Here is a 21498-nt window from a genome sequence, read left to right as displayed (position 1 = left end):
CACATTTTTAAGCTGTTATTTCTTTTTCGGCAGGCCGGGCAAACCGGGCAAACCGCTGCCCAGCCCCCTGGGCAGGCCGGGCAGGCCGCCTATACCCCCCGAACCGAAGCCCGGCAGATTTTGCCCCGGCATTGCCTGCCCCGCCTGTTTTTGCAGAGCCTCTAACTGCCCTTTATCCAGCGCCGACAAATCCGGCAAAGCACCGCCGGCTCCGCCTAAACCGCCGCCAAGGCCAAGCTTGCCGCCAAGCCCGCCCATCATTTTTTTCATCACACCGCCGCCTTTGCCGCCACCCATAGCTTTTACCATATCGGCCATTTGGCGGTGCATTTTCAGCAATTTGTTAATCTCGGCCGCATTGGTGCCGGAACCTTTGGCAATACGCTGTTTGCGGCTATGTTTCAAAATTTCCGGCGCCGCGCGCTCTTTTTTGGTCATTGAGCCGATAATCGCCAACTGTCGGTCAAAAATACTGTCATTCAACCCGGCTTGCGCCAGTTGCCCTTTCATTTTGCCGATACCGGGCAGCATAGACATAATGCCGCCCATGCCGCCGAGCTTTTTCATCTGCCGTAATTGCGCTGCCAAATCGTCCAGATCAAACTTGCCGGCCTGCATTTTCTGCGCCAGCGCCGCGGCGTTTGAAGCATCAATGGCTTCCCCCGCTTTTTCCACCAGCGAGACAATATCGCCCATGCCGAGAATGCGGTCGGCAATACGGCGAGGATAAAATTCTTCCAATGCTTCCAGCTTTTCACCGGTAGCTACGGCCTTGATTGGCTTGCCGGTTGCCGCCCGCATGGAAAGCGCCGCCCCGCCGCGGCCGTCACCGTCCATACGGGTCAGGATAATGCCGGTTATCCCCACCCGCTCATCAAAGGAACGGGCAAGATTAACAGCGTCCTGCCCGGTCAGACTATCGGCCACCAGCACAATTTCATGCGGCTGCGCCTGCGCCTTGATTTCAGCCATTTCCGCCATTAACGGCGCATCAATATGGGTGCGCCCGGCTGTATCCAGCAAAAGGACATCATAGCCGCCAAGGCGCGCCGCCTGCACCGCCCGCGCGGCAATATCCACCGGCGATTGCCCGGCAATAATCGGCAGAGTGTCAATCCCCGCCTGCTGACCGAGCTGGCGCAACTGTTCCTGCGCTGCCGGCCGTCTGGTATCGAGCGAGGCCATCAGCACTTTTTTATTCTGCCGCTCATGCAGCCTTTTGGCCAGCTTGGCCGTGGTGGTGGTTTTACCCGAGCCTTGCAGCCCCACCATCATAATGCCGACAGGCGCCGGCGCCTGCAAATCAATCCCCGCTTCTTCCCCGCCCAGCATGGCCACCAATTCGTCATGGACGATTTTGACAACCATTTGCCCGGGTTTGATCGATCTCAACACGGCGGCGCCAACAGCTTTGGCGCGTATTTTATCAATAAAAGAGCGAACAATATCAAGGGAAACATCAGCCTCAATCAGAGCGCGCCGCACTTCCCGCAGCGCTTCTGTCACATCTTGCTCCGACAAAGCGCCGCGGCCCGTCAGCCGCCCAAAAACAGCGCCAAGCCTCTCCTGCAAAGATTCAAACATGTTTTATCCCTTTAATTTCCCTCTATTCCGCTTTGCCGGGCATGCCGCCTGCCCGCCAGCCCGGCACCGGCCTGATAAGCCGAAAAATCACAGCACAAAAACATCTGAGGGCGTCTCACGCTGTCAGATGGTAACCTCCGGGCGGCTATTTTGGCCGAACCCGGTCGGCGCCTGCATTACAAATTTTGCAGAAATCTGCCCCTTTAATAGCCGAAAACAGGCCGGCGCGCAACTCTTTTTTCAAAAAGCAGCAGCAGGCTAATGAGCCGGAAAATAAAAGCAGGCACCCCCGCGCGGGGAATGCCTGCTTTTTGTGCCGGTTATGGCGGCGTTTTCACGCTGCCGGCCAAACCTTATTGCGCCTGCCCATTGGCGGGCACTTTAACGCAAGTGCCGATAAAAGTCTTTTTCAGCAGCGCATCGGCATCACTCACCTCAATGCCATTGGCAGAATAGGTAAAGGTAAACTGACGATCGCCGTTTTCGACAACATAGCCGCGCTTATAGTCTTTCGACCAGGCAAAGCTCTTGCCGCTTTTGATAAAATGGCTGGAATTATTCGGGATACTGTAGGTCACAGTTGTGCCGGTGATGGAATCATATCTCTGAATAAAGATACCGCGATTATACCAGCCAACAATCGGCGGCGTTGCCCAGCCGCGCGTGGTAATGGTATAATTGACCTTGTAGGGCCGCACCTTCTTTTTATAATCTGTCGTCTGGCGCAGCTCATCATTGATTGTGCAATCCAGATTATGAACAGCCGCCTGAGCCGAAGCCGAGGCGCCTAAAGTTACACCGCAGGCAAGAGCCCACATCACTAAACTCTTTTTCATTACGCTTTCCTTTTGGATCATTAAATGATTATTAACTTTAAAGCACTTTAAATGCCAAGACAATGCCCTTTTATAGCGATAAACATAGAAAAATAAAGAAAAATATGCGGCTCACTGCCATTATTGGCGAAAATCGGTAAAATCATAGGGACAAACAGCACAACATCTTGATTATATTTAGCCAATTTTGCAAAAATCAGCTTTTGCCCAGCCTTAGGCTATTGCTGGCCGGCACAGTTTTTAGCCTTGATTTTGTCACTTTTCAGGCCTGGGGACAAACCGGAACCTTGCCTTGCGGCACAAAGGCGGCAGGCTTTCCCGCCTTTGTGCAGGCTTTCAAACAGCAGGCCGCCGGCGCCGGCATTGGCCGGGCCGGGCTTGAGGCGCTGGAACATGTCCGCTATGCCTATGGCACTATTGCTGCCGACCGTAATCAGCGCAGCTTTAAACTTTCCTTTGAGCAATTTTTGCACAAACGCGGCGCTGCCGCCATTATCCGGCGCGGCCGGGTGCTCAAGCGGCAAAATGCCGCGCTTTTTGCCCGTATTGAAAAACAATATGGCATGCCCGCCGGGCCGTTGCTGGCAATTTGGGGCATGGAAAGTGCTTTCGGCAGCCAAATGGGCAAGCAAAATATTTTATCCGCCGCGGCCACTCTGGCTTATGACTGCCGCCGCTCACAATTTTTCACCGGGCAGCTTTATGCCGCTTTGCAGCTCATTGACAAAGGCAGTCTGAGAGCACAAGCAACCGGCGCTATGCACGGCGAAATCGGCCAGACACAATTTCTGCCGCTCAATGTCCTGCACTATGGGGTCGATGAAGATGGCGATGGCGTGATTGATCTCATTCATTCGCCTGCCGATGCTCTGGCTTCCACGGCGCGCTTTCTACAGGCCCATGGCTGGCAGCGTGGCCAGGATTACCAGCCCGGCGAGCCGAATTTTACCGCTATTGAGGGCTGGAACAAAGCCAAAATTTATCAGCGCGCTATTGCCTATATTGGGCAGCAGATAGATGCGCCTTAAGCGGCTTTATGCTTGCCGGCCGGGTTTGCCACGATCTGAATTTTTAAATCCAGCGCATGAACAAGCTTAAAAACCGTTGCCAGGCTGGGCTTTGCGTCTGGCGCCAGCACTTTATAAAGCCCCTGACGGCTCAAACCGGCCTTTTTGCTCAGTTTTACCTTGTTTTTGGCCCGCGCGACCACCCCTAAAGCTAAAAGGATAAGATCTGCGCCCTGCTCAGGGCACGCATCTATCTGCTGCTGTATAGCCTGCACATATAATTCTATATCTTCGGCTGAAGTTAAATAATCAGCCGAATCACAGGGGGTAACAGCGCATTCTCTATTCATAGTTTTAATACCGTATTTTATATCACCATTAAAATTCACCCGGCCACGGCCGGTGCCATTTTTACAGCCCTCTGAATATCCGCGTTCTGGCTCTTTTTGTCACCGCCGCAGAGCAAGAATATTACTTTTTCACCCTTTCGTGCAAAATATACGCGATACCCCTTACCTTTATCTATACGTAACTCATAAACGGAATCACGGAGAAATTTACAATCACCGAAATTGCCCAGAGACACTCTCTCTATTCTTGTTAAAATATTCATTTTTGCTTTATTATCTTTTAAACCAGTTATAAATTTTTCAAAAAGCTTTGTCTTTTACACTTTAAACATTGCGATACCTTAATCATTGCATTTTTTCCTAATTATTGAGTTAAAATTAAAATATTCTTCGCACCCCATTATATAACAGGCGGCAATAAAGTGTTAACTACCATTTACATATATTTCTACCAATCGCCGGCAAACCAATATTCATTGCCTTCATCATCGGCCTGCGCCGCTTCTTCCATCTGCATCAATAATTTTTCAACCGGGTTCTTTTTGCCGGTTTTGCGATCGGCGGCACCAAAAGCCATATTGGCCGATTTGGTATAATGATTATCTTTCGGCATAAATATTTCCCTCCCTCATGACTCTCTACAGCTCCCCCTGTAACGCGGCGAGATTAGCCTGTTTTAGCAAAAAGCAATAAAATTTTTCAGGATTTTTTGATAAAAATTACATAAAAAACAGGTGACCATATTGCCGACGTCAGCAATATGGTCACCCTTTATCTATTTCTTTGATTTTAAAGGATAATATTGCTGTTTTGCGGGTGCCTCCGCCGCATGAAAAAACAGTTTTCCGCCTATTTTTCTGCTTTATAATCAAACAGGCTATGAACATCAACGCCCAGGGCTTTGGCTATTTTCTCTAAGGTCGCCAGCGTGCAACTGGCAATGCGTTCGTCCCGCGCCCGTGCAATCGTATCCGGTGCAATTTTAGCAATAAACTGTAGCTCCTCATAGGTCATATTTTTTGCCGTCATTATTTTGCCGAGATTGCTGCGGAAAGGCATAAGTTCAAAAACTCCATGCCTAAATTTATCGTAATGAGGTTTGACATACACTTGGATATAGCCTAATACCGATACTTGGCAATATCAAAGTAGTGATATATACCTATCCCATCACCGCTTGCGCTATTGCCATATCATATGCGGCTTTGTCGGTAATAGAGTGCCGCATATGGGGGAATATCGGGCTTCTTGAAAGGCCTGATATTCCCTATAATATTTCGGCAGAAATTTTCGCTTCCGGCAGGAATTTTGCTCTAATCTGCTATTCATGGCTGTGAGACTTCCAAACTACGGCCATGAAGGAAGGCGAGCCTCCTTCCTCCTCTTCGGCCCGGCGTTCTATCTCAAAAACAACAGCACAGATTCCCGCTTTCCACCCGGCCCGGCCGTAAACAATATCCCCTGTCATGGCACTGTGCTATTGATTGCAGAGCAGCATCATTCAGCAACATTGCGTGCACGGCCGCCGCATAGCCCGCATTGCCACATAAACGGTGCGCCCCCTGCACCGCAATAGGCTCAATCTTTATTATCACACGCGGTCACGGCCCCAGCTCTGAGCCGAGGAACAAGTAAACACCACCTTGCGGCGCGGTGGCGCACAAATGCAAAAGACAGACATTATCAGAACAGGTAGATAAGCCGCTCACAGGCCAGAGCAGGTATAAAAGGGCAAAAGGCAAGCAGCAGCGCCTAAGCCATATCACCCTTTGCCTTTAGCGCAACAGCTCATCACAGGCGGCCCTCGGCAATCGCTTAAATCCGCGCATTGCCCTAAAAGCGCCCGGCAGCGCAACTAACCGGATAATGACAGCAATGACGGGAGCTTTGCCTTAAGCCAAAAGCGCGCTCACTTCAACAGGCAGCTTTGCAAAGCCAAACCGTTTGAGCCTGCCTTTGTAACCGTGTAAGATTCCGCTGCTTCCTTGCCGTAAGAGACAGTGATTACCTTTTTGGCGGCCAAAAACTGGCTGAGGAAATGCGTCACGGCATCACCCTGCAAAACTGTGCGCACCGCCATATTGCCCCGCGCAACGCGGCGATAGCGGCTGTCATTATTTTTCAATACAGATTTACCGTCTATCATCAGGCTAAGCGTAGTTTTGCCGGTTTGCTCGAGCATTTTATCCGCCCCGCCGCTGAATAAAACCAGCATTTGCAACCGGCCGCTATGGGCACGGCAGGCAAGGGCAAATTTATGATTTTTGTCTTTAACATTGACCAGCCGCACCCGCTCTGCCTGTTTTTTGGGTCTTTGCCCGGTTGAGGCACCCGCTTTCTCGCTATCCGGCTTGTCCGCCTGCGGCGCGCCGGCCTGTTTTGCGCCGGCGCTCTTTTTCTGCGGCATGAGCTGCCATTGATTATACTCTATTGCCTGCGCCGCGCCGGCCGCAACCAGCATTGCCGTTAAAAAAATGCCGATAAATTTAAGCATGCCCTTAACTCCCCTTTATGCCTGATTGTCATAAATCTTATATGATTATATGCGTATTAAAAACTATTTAAGCAGGCATTTCAACAGCTTTCTGCCGGCGCTCGATGCGCCGCGGGCAGAATGGATTTCTGTTCCCGCGCCAATGCCGTCACGAACAGCAACAGATTTCCGCGCTTCACTGAATTTCTGCGCCACATTTTGCGCCACATCTCCATCAAGAATAGTATAGCTTGCAACCTTTCCGTAAGGATTAGAAGATAAAAGCGCCTCCCTGTCTTTAAACAGAATGTCACCATCAACGGCAAAGCTCATTTTATAAGGGTAAGATTTCGGCATATCGGCAAAATTGAAAGGAGATATTGCCTTTACCAGCAATATGCTTTTCCCCTCACGGCATGATAAAAACAACCCGGAAAAATACGAAACTTTAATATTGGCAAATTGTATTTCCCTCGATTCCACGAAAGGATCTTCACCTTCATCGCCCACGGCAACCCATTCATTAAAACCCTACGCCTGCGCTGCTCCCATTATCAACACTGATATTACAGCAAAAACCGCAAGAATTTTTTCATAACCCTCTTTCACATAGCAAAAATAAGAGCCTTTAATCAGGCACCCGTCTGCTGTTCCACCGCTTTCTGCCGGGCCTCAATACGTCTTTGAATCGAGGCAATATCCGCATGCGGCTGGGCTTCAAACAATTTTTTGGTATAATTATGGCGCGGATTGCAGAAAACTTCCTCACAGGAGCCATACTCCGCCACTTCGCCAAAACACATAACCAGAATATCATCGGCAATATAACGCACAACCGACAAATCATGGCTGATAAACACATAAGTCAGATGAAATTCGTCCTGCAAATCGGCCAGCAAATTCAATACCTGCGCCTGCACCGATAAATCCAGCGCTGAAACCGGCTCGTCCAGCACCAGCAGTTTCGGCTGCAACATTAAAGCGCGGGCAATAGCAATACGCTGTCGCTGCCCGCCGGAAAACATATGCGGATAACGATTGTGCGCCTCTACCGGCAGACCGACCTTTTTCAACATTTCGGCCACTGATTTTTGCCGCGCTGCCGCGCTCATATTTGTGTTCAGCAAGAGCGGTTCCGCTAGGATAGAGCCAATCTTCTGCCGCGGATTAAGCGAGGCATAAGGATTTTGAAATACCATTTGCACCTTGCGCCGCAAAGCGGGCGCAACAGGCTGCGCGGCAATATTGATAATTTCACCCTCTATCTGCAATTCGCCGGCAGTTTGTGCATCAATCAGGGTCAAAATCCGCGCGAGCGTTGATTTGCCGCAGCCGGATTCCCCCACTATAGCCAAAGTCTTGCCGCGTTTGACAGCAAAAGAGACCCCTTTCAAGGCATGCGTAATTTTATCCTGCCGGAACAAACCGCCCTTTACCCGATATTCACGCTTAATATCCTGCACCGTCAGTAAATCACTCGCCGCCCCGGCTGCGACCGGCCTTGCTGCCAAATTTCCTGCCTGCTGCATTTCTTTATCCATCATATTATTCTATCTGCCTGCCTCAGGCTCATTCTGTCAATCCGGCAGCGGCACCGGCGGTTTCCTGAAAATAATCGCTAATTGTCGGCAAACGCTTACCCTTGACATTTTCCGGCAAGGCGGCCAGCAAAGCTTTAGTATAGGCATTTTGCGGCTTTTCAAATAGTGACACAATATCCGCCTCTTCCATTTTGCGCCCCATATATTGGACAATCACCCGATCTGCCGTTTCCGCCACCACCCCCATATCATGGGTAATCATAATCAGGCCCATATTGGAGCGATATTGCAAATCTTTCAGCAAATCCAGAATTTGCTTTTGAATAGTTACGTCCAGCGCCGTAGTCGGCTCATCGGCAATCAGCAGTTTCGGATTACAGGCAATGGCCTGGGCAATCATAATACGCTGGCACTGCCCGCCCGACATTTGGTGCGGATAAGCATTAAGCCGCGCCTCACTATTGGCAATACCCACCGCCTCAAACAGCTCAATCACCCGCCGGCGCAAGCCCGCGCCCTTTAGCCCCAAATGCACCTGCAAGACTTCCGCCACCTGATAGCCGACAGTAAAACACGGATTAAGGCTGGTTATCGGCTCCTGAAATATCATCGAAATGTCACGGCCGATAAGGGCGCGTTTTTCTCTCGCTTTCATCGTCAGCATATCGCGGCCGTTAAAGCGCAAAATATCGGCGCTAATATGGGCATTATCGGGTAACAGCCCCATTACCGCCAGCATGGAGACCGATTTGCCGGAGCCGGATTCCCCGACAATAGCCAGAACTTCGCCGCTTTCCACATTTAAATCAATACCGTCTACCGCTTTAAACAAACCATTAGCCGTTTCAAAGGAAACAACAAGATTGCGAATTTCCAGCAAAGAATTCCGGCCGGAAGCACCAGGGGAAAACACCATAACACTACCTCCTCAGCTTCTTTTCAGTTTCGGATCAAAAGCATCGCGCAAGCCGTCACCCGCCAGATTCACCGCCAGAACCAATAAAAGAATGGCCAGGCCGGGCAGAGTCACAATCCACCATTTATCAGTGGTTACAAAATCACGCGCATCAGCCAGCATAGTGCCCCATTCCGGTGTTGGCGCCGTTGCCCCCATGCCGAGAAAACCAAGAGCAGAAACACTCAATATAGCGTCAGAAAAAGCCAGCGTGGCCTGCACAATCAATGAGGCCATGCAATTAGGCAAAATGGTTTTGAACATCAGCCGGAAGCGCCCGGCACCGGCAAGCCGCGCCGCGGTTACATAATCCTTGCTTTTTTCCGCCTGCACCGCCGCGCGCGACAAGCGGACAAAATAAGGCAGAAAAGCGATAATTGTCGCCATAATGGCGCCAGAGAGACCGCGGCCGACAATATTGACCAGCAGCAAAGCCAAAAGCAAAGCGGGGAAAGCCAGCAATATATCCATCAGCCGCATAATCGCCATATCAGTCTTGCCGCCAAAAAAACCGGAAACCACGCCAATAGCCACGCCGAAAACAAATACCAGCCCGGCTACCACCACGCCGATAAAGAGAGAATATTGCGCCCCGAAAATCAGGCGGGAGAGCATATCGCGGCCAATAGCATCAGTCCCCAGCGGAAAAGCCCAGGAGCCGCCGCTCTGCCACACAGGCGGCTGCAAGACGGCATTGTCAAAACGCACATCATAGGCATAAGGCGCCAATAGCGGCGCCAATACCGCCACAGCAACAAAAAACAGAAAAATAATGAGGCCGATAACCGCCCCGTTGGAACGGCTAAAGCCATACCAGAATTCACGCAGGGCTTGAGCGCGCAAACCGGCGGAAGAAATATGCTGCTGAGAAATATCGGTCATAATTGCGGGCCTTGGCTAAATTACGCTTTGCTGATGCGCGGATTGATAATACCGTAAAGAATATCCACCAGCAGATTAACCGCCATAACCAGAATGGCAATAATCAGAATACCGCCCTGCACGGTCATATAATCACGCTTGAATATGGCTTCCACCAGCCATTTGCCGATACCCGGCCAGGAAAATATGGTTTCGGTCAAAATTGCCCCGGCAATCAGGGCGCTGACCTGCAGGCCGATCGTGGTTATCACCGGTATCATGGCATTGCGCGCCGCATGAACGGCATAAATGCGGAAAGAAGAAAGCCCCTTGGCCCGTGCCGTGCGCATATAATCTTCCCCCAGCACTTCCAGCATGGCGGAGCGGGTCTGCCGGGCAATCACCGCCAAAGGTATGGTGGCCAGCACAATAGAGGGTAAAATCAAATGCCGGGCAACCGAGGAAAAAGCGCCTTCTTCGCCCGATAATAGGCTGTCAATCAACATAAAACCGGTGACCGGCTCAAAATAATAGGATAAATCGATGCGGCCGGAGACAGGAGTCCAGCCAAGATAGCCGCTAAACAGCATAACCAGCAGCATGCCCCACCAGAAAATCGGCATGGAATAGCCGAGCAGAGACAGGCCCATGGCCGATTGGTCGAAAATTGAGCCGCGTTTGACCGCCGCCAGCATGCCGGCCGGCACGCCGATAAATACAGCCAGCACAATAGCACAACAGGCCAGCTCCAGAGTTGCCGGGAAAAGCTGCATAAATTCGCTCAAAACCGGTTCTTTGCTGACATAGGAAATGCCGAAATCACCATGCAGAATCTGCCAGATATAGCTGATATATTGCTGCCATAGCGGCTTGTCCAGGCCTAATTGAGCCATCAATTCAGCATGGCGAGCGGGAGAAATGCCGCGCTCACCCGCCATAATCAGCACCGGATCGCCCGGAATAGCGTGAATAAAGGCAAAGGCAACAAGGGTAATGCCTATCAGGGTTGGAACAAGATATAAAATTTTCTGGACGATAAAGCGCAAATATATGCCCTTCCCTTTGCCGAATTTTACCCTATTTAAAGCTACACCAAAATCTTTTTGCCGCTAAAATGCAAGAAAAAAATGCAGCCCGGCGGCGTGAAAACCGCTCTTAAGCTATTTTATCAGGATTAAAGGCGACCATAGGCCGCCTTTTTACTTTCTCACTCGCGCCGGCAAATATGAGGCCAATTCCGCCTTTTACGGCAAGTCCCGCACAAACACCGCCGGCAGGCTACGGCCTAATCTTTATCGACCGTGCTGAAATCAAGGCCAACAGGATCAAGGTGATAGCCGCGAATATTGCGCCGCAAAGCCGCTGTGTTGGGAGAATAGGCCATGAGCAGAACCGGCTGCTCGCGATAGAGGATTTCCTGCGCCTGATAATAAAGCTGCGTGCGGGCTTCTATATCGGCATTCTGCCGGGCGGCCATAATCAGTTTGTCATAATCGGCATTGCAGAAAAAAGCATTATTGACCGTATCCATGGCGCCACAGCTAAATAACATGCCGAGAAAATTATCCGGGTCGCCATTATCGCCGGCCCAGCCCATCATGGCCAGACCATTGCGCGCTTTATCACGCGAAAGGCGCAATAATTCCGTCCATTCCACCATATTGACATTGGCTTTAACGCCGATTTTGGCAAAATCACTTTGCAGCATTTCTGCCAGCCTTTTCGGATTAGCAATAAGCGAGCCGCTCGGCGTAATGCTAATATCAAACTGCAGATTTTTCACCCCCGCCTGTTCCAGCATTTTCCGAGCTTTTTCCGGGTTATATTCCGGTGCGGGAACAGCATTATTATAGCCCCAGCCCACCGGAGGCAGCGGGTTTTTGGCCATTTCGGCCTCGCCGTAAAAAATAATAGCGGCAATCGCCTTGCGATCCACCGCCATATTCAGCGCGCGCCGCACTTCCACTTTATCAAAAGGCGGCCTGGTCATATTCCAGGCGAAAAAGCTTAAATTCAGCCCCGGCTGCTCCAGCACTTTAATAGTGCCTGCCGCGCGCAAGGCGCCCATTTCATTTAGCGGCGGCGAGCGCACCAGATCACATTCCCCGGCTTTTAATTTTTGCACCCGCACTGAACCGTCATCAATAATGGCGAAAACAATATTATCAAGCTTTGGCTTGTTCCCCCAATAATCGGGATTGGCGCGATAACGCACCGCCACGCTTTTCTGATTGGTCGTCAGGATAAAAGCGCCGGTGCCCACCGGCTTCATATTCAAATCACCCTTTTTACCGCTTGCTGCCAGCTTATCGGCATATTCTTTCGACAAAATGGAAGCGAAATCCATCGCCATATCAGCAAGGAACGGCGCTTCCGGCCGGTTAAGCTCAATTTGCACCGTATAATCATCAAGCTTTGTTACCGCTTTGATAATATTCGGCATATTCATACTGTCAAAATACTGGTAAGATTGTCCCGGCTCATAAATATACCACGGGCCGGTTTTATCCATTTGCCGCGTCAGGCTAAACACGACATCATCGGCATTCATCGCCCGGCTCGGCTTGAAATAAGGCGTAGTTTGAAAAGCCACGCCCCGGCGCAAATGAAAAGTATAAAGCCTGCCATCCGGTGAAATATCCCAGCTTTCCGCCAGAGACGGCACAATTTTTGTGCCGCCGGGGGCAAAAGCCACCAGACGCTGATAAATCATCTGCCCGGAAGCTTCTGAAGTATAAAGATCGCTGTAAAGAGCAACATCAAACCCCGCCGGCGCGGTGGAAGTGCAATAAATAAGCGATTTCGGCGCCGCCTGAGCCGTATTCACCCCCTCCCCAACAGAAAAAACACAGACCAGTGCCGCCAATAATGCCGTCCGCCTGTGGCCTTTGCCTTTGCCGCCGGTACCCGCTCTCAGCCTGAAAGCCTTGTTCATGCCCCTGCTCCTTTCGTCACCACCCCAATCATACGCCGAAGCTGTGGATTATCCAAATCCGCCGCTGCGCCCGCCGGCACCGCCAATTTAGTCAATATCCACATCGTCAAAACGGATAGCGTGAATATCAACATGGAAATTTTTCACTCGTTTGGCCACCGGCATTAAGGCCGTGCCATAGGCCAGCGTCAGCCACGGCGCCTGCTCCTTAAAAATCACCTGCGCCTGTTCATAAAGCCGGGCGCGCTCATGTTGATCGGTAATCCTTTTGGCTTGATCAATCAAGGCATCATAGGCTTTATTGCACCACATGGCATAATTGGCCGTGCCGATTGCGGCGCAACTATTTAATGTCGCCAGAAAATTATCCGGGTCGCCATTATCGCCGATCCAGCCCATCATCACCACACTATTGCGGCTTTTATCTGTGGCAGATTTCAGATATTCGCCCCATTCCATAGTGACAATATCAGTCTCTACGCCGACAGCTTTCCAATCGCTCTGGATAAGCTCCGCCGCGCGCCGGCCATTGGGCAGATAAGGGCGGCTTACCGGCAGCGCCCATAATTGCAGGCGCAAATTCTTCACCCCTGCCTGTGCCAGCATTTGCCGGGCTTTAGCGGGGTCATAAATATCCGGCGCAATCGCTTTATTATAGCCCCACAGGCTGGGCGGCATCGGGTTTACCGCCACAGTGCCGAAGCCGCCGAAAACAATATCCACCAGCGCTTTTTTATTAACCGCCATATTCAAGGCGCGCCGCACTTCTACTTTATCAAAAGGCGGTAATTGCGTATTATAGGCAAGATAGCTGACATTCATATCCACCCCGCGCATCAGGGTAATATTTTTATCCGCTTCCAGCATTGGTATATCGGTCGGCGCCGGATAAGCCATAAGCTGGCATTCGCCGGCGCGCATTTTCTGCGCCCGCACGGCATTATCGGTGGTAATGGCGAAAATCAGCTTATCCAAAGCCTGCCTGCTGCGCCAGAATTCCGGATTGGCGCGGAAACGCACCACGGCATCTTTTTGATAAGCGACCAGTATAAAAGGCCCCGTGCCCACCGGTTTGGAATTGAACTCCCGCATTTTGCCGGCTGCCGCCAGTCTATCGGCATATTCTTTGGAAACAATCGAGGCGAAATCCATGGCCATATCGGCCAGAAACGGCGCCTCAGCCTGATTAAGCTCAAAGCGCACCGTATAATCGTCAAGCTTCTCTACCGATTTAATAATATTCGGCATATCCATGCTTTCATAATATTGGTAGGATTGCCCTTCCAGATAATTATGCCACGGATTGGCCTTATTGACCTGACGATCAAAACTGAACACGACATCATCGGCATTAAAATCACGCTGCGGCTTGAAATAGGGTGTCCGGTGAAATTTCACCCCGCGGCGCAAATGGAAAATATATATTTTGCCGTCTGGTGAAATATCCCAGCTTTCCGCCAAAGCCGGCACAATAGCGGAAGAACCGTGAGCAAATTCCACCAGGCGCGAATAAACTGTCTGCGAAGAAGCGGCATAAGTTGCCCCATCTGTATAAAGACCGGGATCAAAGCCGCCAGGGCTGGCTTCAGCGCAATAAATCAGCGTTTTAGCCAGAGCCGGCGCCGGCGGCAAAGCTGCGCCCGACATAGCAAAAACAGCGCCGCATACCATAAAAACGCGCTGCCGGCAAAATTTTGCCGCAGCAATATAGACAGAATTCAGGCAAGCCGACATTCTATATCCCTTCGGAAATCCTCCCGCCGGCAGCGCCGGCGCGCATGAAACTGCCTCTGTTCAAGCCGATTTTGGCATAAATATCCCGCCCCCTGTCACCTCTAATCATTGCGCCGGCGGGGTGCAAGGGTAAAATGCGCTGCCGTGAAATTTTTTGTGCCCTGCCGGCGCCTGTTTGCTCTCGCGGCAAAATGCCCTATCTGTAAATTCTGAAATCTTGTTAGGATTATCGGAGCTGAAACAGAATCCGGCACCATTGCCGCAGCAGACAGGCGCATAATATTTATGGTCAAAAAACAGGTAAAAATGGGGTTGATTGCCCTGACTTTAATGACCGCTTCCAATATGATGGGTTCCGGCGTTTTTATGCTGCCCACCACTTTGGGCACAGTCGGCTGGATCTCGGTTTTCGGCTGGCTGTTCACGATTATCGGTGTTATGGCGCTGGCGCTGGTCTTTGCCAAAACCTCAATGATTGCCCGCCGCAAGACCGGCGGCATTGTCGCTTATGCCGGTGAGGCTTTTGGCGAATTTATCGGCTTTCAAACCTCTATCTGCTATTGGTTTGCCGCCTGGATAGGCAATGTTGCGCTGCTGGTGGCCGGGGTCGGTTATCTCGCTTATTTTTTCCCGGTGCTGCAAAACCCAATGGCTGCTTCGCTGACAGCTATTGTCATTTTATGGATTTCGCTGTTTATTTCCAGCCTTGGCGCCCGCACTGCCGGCAAAGTGCAATCCGTCACTACTATCGGCATGCTCATTGTTGTTCTCGGTGTCGGTTTTGGCGGCTGGTTCTGGTTCAGGCCGGAATATTTTTTTGAAGTCTACAACAGCACCGGGCGCAGCACTTTTCCCGCTATTCTCATTGCCGCCTCGCTGGCGCTATGGGGCTTTTTGGGAGTTGAAGGCGCGGTTATCGCCTCTGACCAGGTGGAAAATCCGATTTATACTGTGCCGCGCGCTACGATTATCGGTCTGCTTATTGCCAGTATTTGCTATGTCAGTTCGTCCAGTGTGATTATGGGGCTCATGCCGCATGAAAAACTGGTGCATTCTACTGCGCCTTTTGCCGATGCCGTGCGTATTATGATGGGAGAAACAGCGGGCATTATTGCCGCTGTTTTATCTGTTTTTGCCTGTTTCGGCTCAATTTTCGGCTGGCTTATTGCACAGTCGGAAACGCCGAAATATGCGGCGCAAGAGGGCCTGCTGCCCCGGTTTTTTGCCGCTACCAATAAAAATAATGTGCCGATGAAATCGCTCATTTTCACCGGGATTCTTATGAGTCTGTGCATTTTGCTCACCACTTCGCCAAATCTGGCTGAGCAGTTCCGCATTGTGATTTTAATGTCGGCTTTCGGCACGCTTATGCCCTATATTTATGCGGTTATTGCTCTCCCTATTATTATGATAAGCGAAAAACTCAATCGCGGCAGAGACTATATTTTCTACCTTATTATGACAGTCATGGCTTTTTGCTACAGCCTGTTTGCCATTTTGGGCAGCGGCGCCAATACCATAACTTACGGCACAATATTGATGATTATTACCGTGCCGCCTTATTGCTATGCGGCGTGGAACAAAAGGCGGCAACAGGCCGAACAGCTCCCAAACACCGAAATAAAATAAACGGAGATTATCATGGCCGATCTGCCCATGCTGCAAAATGATTTTTATCTTGATCCGCATAGATTAAGCCCGGAAGATACGGCAAAACTAGATGCTTTTTATGAGCATTGCATGAAACACCGCTATTTTAATATTGGTTATCCGGAATCTTATGATTTTGATTATTCCGACCAGAAACGCTTTCTCGATTTTCACTTGAATAATTGCGGCGCCTGGGACGAATTTTGCAATTATCAGTTGCAGTCTTTCCCTTTTGAAAAAGAGGTTATTGAATATTTTGCCGGGCTGTTCAAAATCCCCTTCAATAAATGCTGGGGCTATGTGACCAATGGCGGCACGGAGGGCAATATGTGGGGGATTTATATTGGGCGGGAAAAATTCCCTGAAGGGACATTATTTTACAGCCGCGAATCGCATTATTCTGTCGCTAAAATCGCCAAAATTCTGCGCCTGCCCGCTCATGCCGTTCTCGCTGATGAAAAGGGGGAAATGGTTTATAGCGACCTTATCAAACAGATTAAAAACAGCCGTGTCAAGCACCCGATTATTCTGGCCAATATCGGCACTACTGTTAAAGGCGCAATCGACAATATTGCCACTATCCAGCAAAAAATGACAGAGGCCGGCTTTAACCGGCAGGATTATTATATTCATTGTGATGAAGCCCTTTCCGGCATGGTTTTGCCTTTTGTTGATGATCCGCAGCCGCACACATTTGCCGATGGCGCCGATTCTCTCTCCGTTTCGGGACACAAAAATATCGGCGCACCCATGCCCTGCGGCATTGCCCTGGCCAAAAAGGAAAATGTCGATTCTATAAAAGTGGAAATTGATTATATTGCCTGTTCCGATAAAACCATGTCCGGCAGCCGCAATGGCCACACTGTCCTTTATATTTGGGAATTTATCAAAAAACACCGGCCCGATTATTTGCGCGCCCGCGTGGCCAATCAACTGGCATTGGTAAAATACACGGTTGACAAATTCCGGCAGGCGGGTATCCCCGCCTGGACACAAAAAAATTCGGTAACCGTTGTCTTCCCCAAGCCGTCAGAAGAAGTGTGGCAAAAGCATAATATGGCCACAGCCGGCGGCGTTACCCATTTTGTCGCCACCTGTCATCAGCGCAATACAGATATGGCCGATGCCATGATTGCCGATGTTGTTGCCGATTTCAAGCGGCGCCATATCCGCTTTTAACCGGCTTTTATCCCGCCGGCAGGCAGGCCGCCCCGGTGCGGTATTATTTCGGCGCACTCTATTGCCATAAAACACATTCGGCTATAGACTGGCCGGGGGGCGGAGCAGGAGGAGATAATGGAAGAGGCAAAAATCAAAGCGCGCAAGCCGCACGGCTTTGCCGATCGCCGCGCCGATGAGCTGCTTTATGCCGGCCGGCTGGCAGAAAAAATCGGCACAGTTTACCGGCTTTACGGCTTTGAACCGATGGAAACGCCGTTTATTGAATTTACCGAAACGCTGGGTAAATTCCTGCCCGATAAAGAACGCCCCAATGAGGGTGTTTTCTCCTTTCAGGACGATGATGAGCAATGGCTGTCGCTGCGTTATGATTTAACCGCGCCGCTGGCACGCTTTTATGCCGAAAATATGGCCGATCTGCCGCGTCCCTTCCGCTCTTTCCGCCATGGCTGGGTTTTTCGCAATGAAAAGGCAAAACCGGGTCGCTTCCGCCAGTTTTTGCAATTTGATGCCGATACGGTCGGCACTTCTTCCCCCGCTGCTGATGCCGAATTATGTATGATGGGGGCAGATACGCTGGAATATTTGGGGCTGCAGCGCGGTGATTTTGCTATTCGCGTCAATAATCGCAAAATTATGGACGGCATTCTGGAAAATATCGGCCTTGGCAGCAATGACACTGCCAGAAAGCTGACAGTCATGCGCGCTATGGACAAGCTGGATAAAATCGGCCTCAACGGCGTGGGTGATTTGCTGGGTAAAGGCCGGCTTGACGAAAGCGGTGATTTCACCAAAGGCGCAGAGCTGCCGGCCGCAGCGCGGGATATTGTGCTGCGCTTTTTGCAGGCCAACGGAAAAAGCGCAACAGAGACTCTGGATAATTTGCAGGCACTTGCCGGCACATCGATACAAGGGCAGGAAGGTGTAGCGGAACTGCGGCAAATGCAGGCTTTGTTTGACGCTGCCGGCTATGGCCGGGATCGCATTAAAATTGACCCTTCCATTGTCCGCGGGTTGGAATATTATACCGGCCCGGTTTTTGAAGCGGAGCTTGGCTTTGCCCTTGTCAATAAAGACGGCGTTAAAACGACAATCGGCTCTATTGGCGGCGGCGGCCGTTATGACGGCCTGGTCTCCCGTTTTTCCGATAATCCGGTGCCGGCAACCGGCTTTTCTATCGGCCTGTCGCGGCTGATGGCCGGGCTGAAACATTCAGGCAAGCTTGGCGCGGGGGAAGAGCAAGGCCCGGTGCTGGTGCTGGCTATGGATAGAGATGGCGTTTCTCTGGCGCTTTACCAGAAAATGGTCAGTGAATTGCGCCAGGCAGGGATAAAATCAGAGCTTTATCTCGGTGAGGCCGGCATGAAAGCGCAAATGAAATATGCCGATAAGCGCAAGGCGCCCTGCGTTCTCATTCAAGGCAGTCAGGAACGCGCCGCCGGCACGGTAGAGATCAAGGATTTGATTGAAGGCGCGCGGCTGGCCGGGCAAATAGCAGATAATGAAAAATGGCGGCAGGAAAATCCGGCTCAAAGCGCTGTCGCCCGGCCGGATATTGTTGCCGCTGTGCAAAAAATCCTTGCCCGGCATTCCCGCCAATAGCGACTTGCCGCCTTTATTTGACCGGCTGGCCGGCAGTTCTCTGCCTGTCGCCGCGATTACTGCTCATTGGCAGGCTGCGCAATTAAACAAACCGGCGGAGAAATTCTCTGCCGGTTTGTGCATGGGCAGGCAATTTTATCTTTTTGCCGTAATTTATAATGTTCCGGGCAGAATGCTGTATGCTATAGCAGATGTCCTTTCTGCTGCGGCTTATTCCATTGATCTTTGGCATCTAATCATTATCCATTGCGCTGTTTGGCTCAAAGATAAGCATATAGTGTCGCCCATCGTGCTTGATGCCGGTGCAATCATTGCCGCCTTTGGACTGGGAATAATTCTCTATAAACTGCTTCGTGCGACCAAATTAAATTGGCTGGTGCGCGGATAAACGGTAATGGGGTAAGCGGCGTCAGAAAGGGTGTGTATACTGATTTCGTCTGACACCCAGCCTACTATATCTAGTAGTGTGGGAATTTGGCGCTTGGCGCGCTTTTGCCAAAACTCGTCTATTTTTTTGACAAAAATTTCAGCGCGTTACAAATGCGGCCCTTTCTTCCCGGCCCTTTTTAGCCATTGTAAGCACCTGCCAGTGCTCATAGCAAGAAACTGCTAACCACATCTCAATATAAATATTTATTAACCTTGCTTTTTAAGCAAACAGATAAAGCTCTCTTCTATTTTGGCTATTGCTGCGGCTATTGCGCCTTTGCCTTTGGCCAGACGGCGGTTTTGGCAGATTTTTCGGCGCAGGCGACAGGCGACAGGCGACAGGCCGATTATCGCAATTTGGATACGAGTAAAGCTGTCCGTATTGCGGACAGCAGGCGTTAACAGGGTTTCGTTTATGGCAAATTATCGGGCAGGTTATCATGTCACCACACGAGCGGCAGAGCGAAAATTATTGCGGCTTGACCCTTGTCATCTCCCTCAAACTATTTGCTATAAAAGCCGGCAAAGCGGCAAATATTTTACCGCCTTTTTAACCGAAAACAGCATTTTTATCCAGCAACAGGATAGAGCACAGCCCCATACACAGACTAGTCAAGGGCTGCCGGTGCCCGCGTTTTATACCCCGAAACCGCAATTTGCCGATAAAACAGCCGGCTATGAACCGAAAATATTTTCTCCCCGCCGCTTTCACGGCATTGCCGCCTGCAAAATTACCCTTAATCATGGGCAAAGCAATGCGCATAAAGCCTTTTGCCTGCTCTTGCTGCATGAGCAGGCCGATTATTCCGTGCCTTTGCTCATTTCTGCGCATAAAGATGATGTGGTGCTGGATTGGCGCTTATGGGCAGACAGCTATAATCTGCCCATGCTGATTATAGAAGAAGGACGCAGTTTCCGCCCGCTTGGCGGCAAGGCAACCCTGAAATTATTTATCAATGACCATAAAATACGCACAACGCGCCCCGATTTCTCCTTGCGCTGCCGCGGTCTTTCGCTCAATCTGCGCCTTGTGCTCGCCAATCAGGTTATGCTTGGGTAAATTTGTTCTTTTTACTTTCCATCACCCCGCTCTATTTCTTTCTGTCAGACATATTTGCCAATTCCTGGACATATTTCCTGTCAATCAGCTCAGGCATAACAAACAGGGTTGCGAAAGATACAAGCAAAATCACAAATAAACCATTTTAAAGCATCTTAACAAAAAAGCGGAAGAGTGTTTTATTTATTCTTCCGTCATGGCGGCAGAGACTCAAGCCGGCGCAATCAGTCGCCGGCTTTATCTCTATTGGGAGAAGCCTGAAGTTTCAAGCTCCCCCCAATACGCTTTCGTTTCACGCAATTTGCGCGCCGGCCGTTCGCGCTCAATGGCACGAACGGCAGACCAAAACCCTCAGCGTCTCTCTTGTTTTCCCTGTCGGAGTTTTAACAGTTTTGTTGCCTTAACCGGAAAACCTGTAATTTCGGGGTAAGGATAATTCTCTAGCGCGGCATTGGATTTTCCTCTCATTGCTTTTTTGCTCTTTCGTGAGGGTTTGCGCTCTTGCCGTGATATTTTTCGCTGCCCTGTCGAGCTGCTCCCCCCTTCCTTATGTTGCCGTGCCCGCAGCATTCTCCGCCACTATGTCTGCAACCGGCCAAAAGCTTTTGGAATCTTTACCCCCGCCAGAATCGAGCTGTTAAAATATAAGAAAGAGTTTTCAAAGGTATTTTGAAAGGGGTGAAATAATCCATCTCTTTGATTATCCGCGTATTTGTGCATTTATATGAGCGGCCAATTCAGCCATAGAGACAGCGCGGCGGCCATAATCCTCTGACGGCGCGTCCGGCTTATTGCCCCTATAAGGGCCGGCGCGAAACAGGCGCTTACCTATGCCTCTGCCAAATCCCGCCAGGCCTGATCAATAGGTTTGGACTGACCGGAATAAGGCGTAAGCCGTTGTGTGGCTACGCCAAAACCAGTGAGCAAACCTTGCGGCTCTTCTGCCCTTAACACTCCTCGCCGCATTATTTTCTGTCCCTGTCAGGGCTGCGCCCCTCCTCGCCTCTTGATCCTCTGTCCCTGTCGGGGCCGCGCCTCTCCTCGCCTCTTGATCCTCTGTCCCTGTCGGGGCCGCGCCCCTCCTCGCCTCTTGATCTCTTGTCCCTGTCGGGGCCGCGCCCCTCCTCGCCTCTTGATCCTCTGTCCCTGTCGGGGCTGCGCCCCTCCTCGCCTCTTGATCCTCTGTCCCTGTCGGGGCCGCGCCCCTCCTCGCCTCTTGATCCCTTGTCCCTGTCGGGGCTGCGCCCCTCCTCGCCTCTTGATCCTCTGTCCCTGTCGGGGCTGCGCCCCTCCTCGCCTCTT

The 21498-nt window shown here is 50.9% G+C and carries 21 protein-coding genes and 1 pseudogene; 6 read left to right on the top strand and 16 right to left on the bottom strand.

The window, feature by feature from the left end; translation table 11 throughout:
• Positions 1-15 precede the first annotated feature (15 nt).
• The 3 genes from ffh to DPQ22_RS08975 all read right to left on the bottom strand — a co-directional run bounded on the left by ffh (position 16) and on the right by DPQ22_RS08975 (position 2605).
• Positions 16-1584 carry a signal recognition particle protein gene (gene ffh / locus DPQ22_RS08420; RefSeq protein WP_150215105.1) on the bottom strand — a complete coding sequence of 523 codons (1569 nt, stop codon included), beginning with the start codon at positions 1582-1584 and terminating at the stop codon, positions 16-18.
• A 353-nt stretch (positions 1585-1937) separates the two neighbouring features.
• On the bottom strand, positions 1938-2420 hold the full coding sequence (locus DPQ22_RS08415) for a hypothetical protein (protein ID WP_150215103.1): 483 nt from the start codon (positions 2418-2420) through the stop codon (positions 1938-1940).
• A gap of 47 nt (positions 2421-2467) precedes the next feature.
• Entirely contained in the window at positions 2468-2605 is a 138-nt protein-coding gene (locus tag DPQ22_RS08975) for a hypothetical protein (RefSeq protein WP_190323205.1), read from the bottom strand.
• A 36-nt stretch (positions 2606-2641) separates the two neighbouring features.
• On the opposite strand from DPQ22_RS08975, the gene DPQ22_RS08410 reads away from it, so the two are divergent.
• Positions 2642-3448 carry a lytic murein transglycosylase gene (locus DPQ22_RS08410; RefSeq protein WP_246681555.1) on the top strand — a complete coding sequence of 269 codons (807 nt, stop codon included), beginning with the start codon at positions 2642-2644 and terminating at the stop codon, positions 3446-3448.
• Here DPQ22_RS08410 and DPQ22_RS08405 read toward each other — a convergent pair.
• The 12 genes and pseudogenes from DPQ22_RS08405 to DPQ22_RS08355 form a co-directional block, all read right to left on the bottom strand.
• Positions 3445-3777, bottom strand: a complete 333-nt coding sequence (locus DPQ22_RS08405) for an addiction module antidote protein (protein WP_150215101.1) — start codon at positions 3775-3777, stop codon at positions 3445-3447. The two genes, DPQ22_RS08410 and DPQ22_RS08405, sit on opposite strands and share 4 nt — an antisense overlap.
• A gap of 35 nt (positions 3778-3812) precedes the next feature.
• A pseudogene (locus tag DPQ22_RS08400) lies at positions 3813-4079 on the bottom strand (type II toxin-antitoxin system RelE/ParE family toxin); the annotation flags it as partial.
• 146 nt (positions 4080-4225) lie between these two features.
• Entirely contained in the window at positions 4226-4390 is a 165-nt protein-coding gene (locus DPQ22_RS08970; RefSeq protein WP_190323203.1) for a hypothetical protein, read from the bottom strand.
• Positions 4391-4626: 236 nt separating this feature from the next.
• Positions 4627-4836, bottom strand: a complete 210-nt coding sequence (locus DPQ22_RS08395) for a helix-turn-helix domain-containing protein (protein WP_256371590.1) — start codon at positions 4834-4836, stop codon at positions 4627-4629.
• Positions 4837-5686: 850 nt separating this feature from the next.
• Positions 5687-6271 (bottom strand): hypothetical protein, encoded by a 585-nt coding sequence (locus DPQ22_RS08390; protein WP_150215098.1) that lies wholly within the window; start codon positions 6269-6271, stop codon positions 5687-5689.
• Between the two features lie 63 nt (positions 6272-6334).
• A complete protein-coding gene (locus DPQ22_RS08385; protein WP_150215096.1) occupies positions 6335-6733 on the bottom strand; it encodes a hypothetical protein in 399 nt (132 codons plus the stop codon).
• Between the two features lie 149 nt (positions 6734-6882).
• The gene (locus DPQ22_RS08380) at positions 6883-7779 is read right to left on the bottom strand and encodes an ATP-binding cassette domain-containing protein (RefSeq protein WP_150215124.1); all 897 of its coding nucleotides are present in this window, start codon (positions 7777-7779) and stop codon (positions 6883-6885) included.
• Positions 7780-7819: 40 nt separating this feature from the next.
• The gene (locus tag DPQ22_RS08375; protein WP_150215093.1) at positions 7820-8707 is read right to left on the bottom strand and encodes an ABC transporter ATP-binding protein; all 888 of its coding nucleotides are present in this window, start codon (positions 8705-8707) and stop codon (positions 7820-7822) included.
• A gap of 12 nt (positions 8708-8719) precedes the next feature.
• Positions 8720-9628: an ABC transporter permease subunit gene (locus DPQ22_RS08370; RefSeq protein ID WP_150215091.1), complete on the bottom strand. Its 909-nt coding sequence runs from the start codon at positions 9626-9628 to the stop codon at positions 8720-8722.
• Between the two features lie 20 nt (positions 9629-9648).
• Complete coding sequence (locus DPQ22_RS08365; RefSeq protein WP_150215089.1) at positions 9649-10653, bottom strand: ABC transporter permease subunit; 1005 nt, start codon at positions 10651-10653, stop codon at positions 9649-9651.
• A 239-nt stretch (positions 10654-10892) separates the two neighbouring features.
• Positions 10893-12542 (bottom strand): ABC transporter substrate-binding protein, encoded by a 1650-nt coding sequence (locus tag DPQ22_RS08360; RefSeq protein WP_150215087.1) that lies wholly within the window; start codon positions 12540-12542, stop codon positions 10893-10895.
• A gap of 87 nt (positions 12543-12629) precedes the next feature.
• Entirely contained in the window at positions 12630-14213 is a 1584-nt protein-coding gene (locus tag DPQ22_RS08355; RefSeq protein WP_150215122.1) for an ABC transporter substrate-binding protein, read from the bottom strand.
• Between the two features lie 348 nt (positions 14214-14561).
• Here DPQ22_RS08355 and DPQ22_RS08350 point away from each other — a divergent pair, with 348 nt between their 5' ends.
• From DPQ22_RS08350 to DPQ22_RS08330, 5 genes are all read left to right on the top strand, one after another.
• A complete protein-coding gene (locus DPQ22_RS08350) occupies positions 14562-15905 on the top strand; it encodes an amino acid permease (protein WP_150215085.1) in 1344 nt (447 codons plus the stop codon).
• Between the two features lie 12 nt (positions 15906-15917).
• Positions 15918-17105, top strand: coding sequence for a histidine decarboxylase (locus tag DPQ22_RS08345; protein WP_246681553.1), 1188 nt, complete (start codon positions 15918-15920; stop codon positions 17103-17105).
• A gap of 117 nt (positions 17106-17222) precedes the next feature.
• Positions 17223-18707, top strand: coding sequence for a histidine--tRNA ligase (gene hisS, locus DPQ22_RS08340; protein WP_150215083.1), 1485 nt, complete (start codon positions 17223-17225; stop codon positions 18705-18707).
• 121 nt (positions 18708-18828) lie between these two features.
• Positions 18829-19095 (top strand): hypothetical protein, encoded by a 267-nt coding sequence (locus DPQ22_RS08335; protein ID WP_150215082.1) that lies wholly within the window; start codon positions 18829-18831, stop codon positions 19093-19095.
• A gap of 456 nt (positions 19096-19551) precedes the next feature.
• The gene (locus tag DPQ22_RS08330) at positions 19552-20196 is read left to right on the top strand and encodes a DUF6101 family protein (protein WP_150215080.1); all 645 of its coding nucleotides are present in this window, start codon (positions 19552-19554) and stop codon (positions 20194-20196) included.
• Between the two features lie 828 nt (positions 20197-21024).
• Here the strand turns inward: DPQ22_RS08330 and DPQ22_RS08965 are convergent.
• A complete protein-coding gene (locus tag DPQ22_RS08965; protein ID WP_190323202.1) occupies positions 21025-21162 on the bottom strand; it encodes a hypothetical protein in 138 nt (45 codons plus the stop codon).
• Positions 21163-21498 lie beyond the last annotated feature (336 nt).

Origin of the sequence: Candidatus Tokpelaia sp., assembly GCF_008636115.1 — a bacterium.
Classification (GTDB): domain Bacteria; phylum Pseudomonadota; class Alphaproteobacteria; order Rhizobiales; family Rhizobiaceae; genus QLZD01.
This window is presented reverse-complemented; position numbering and strand designations above follow the sequence as displayed.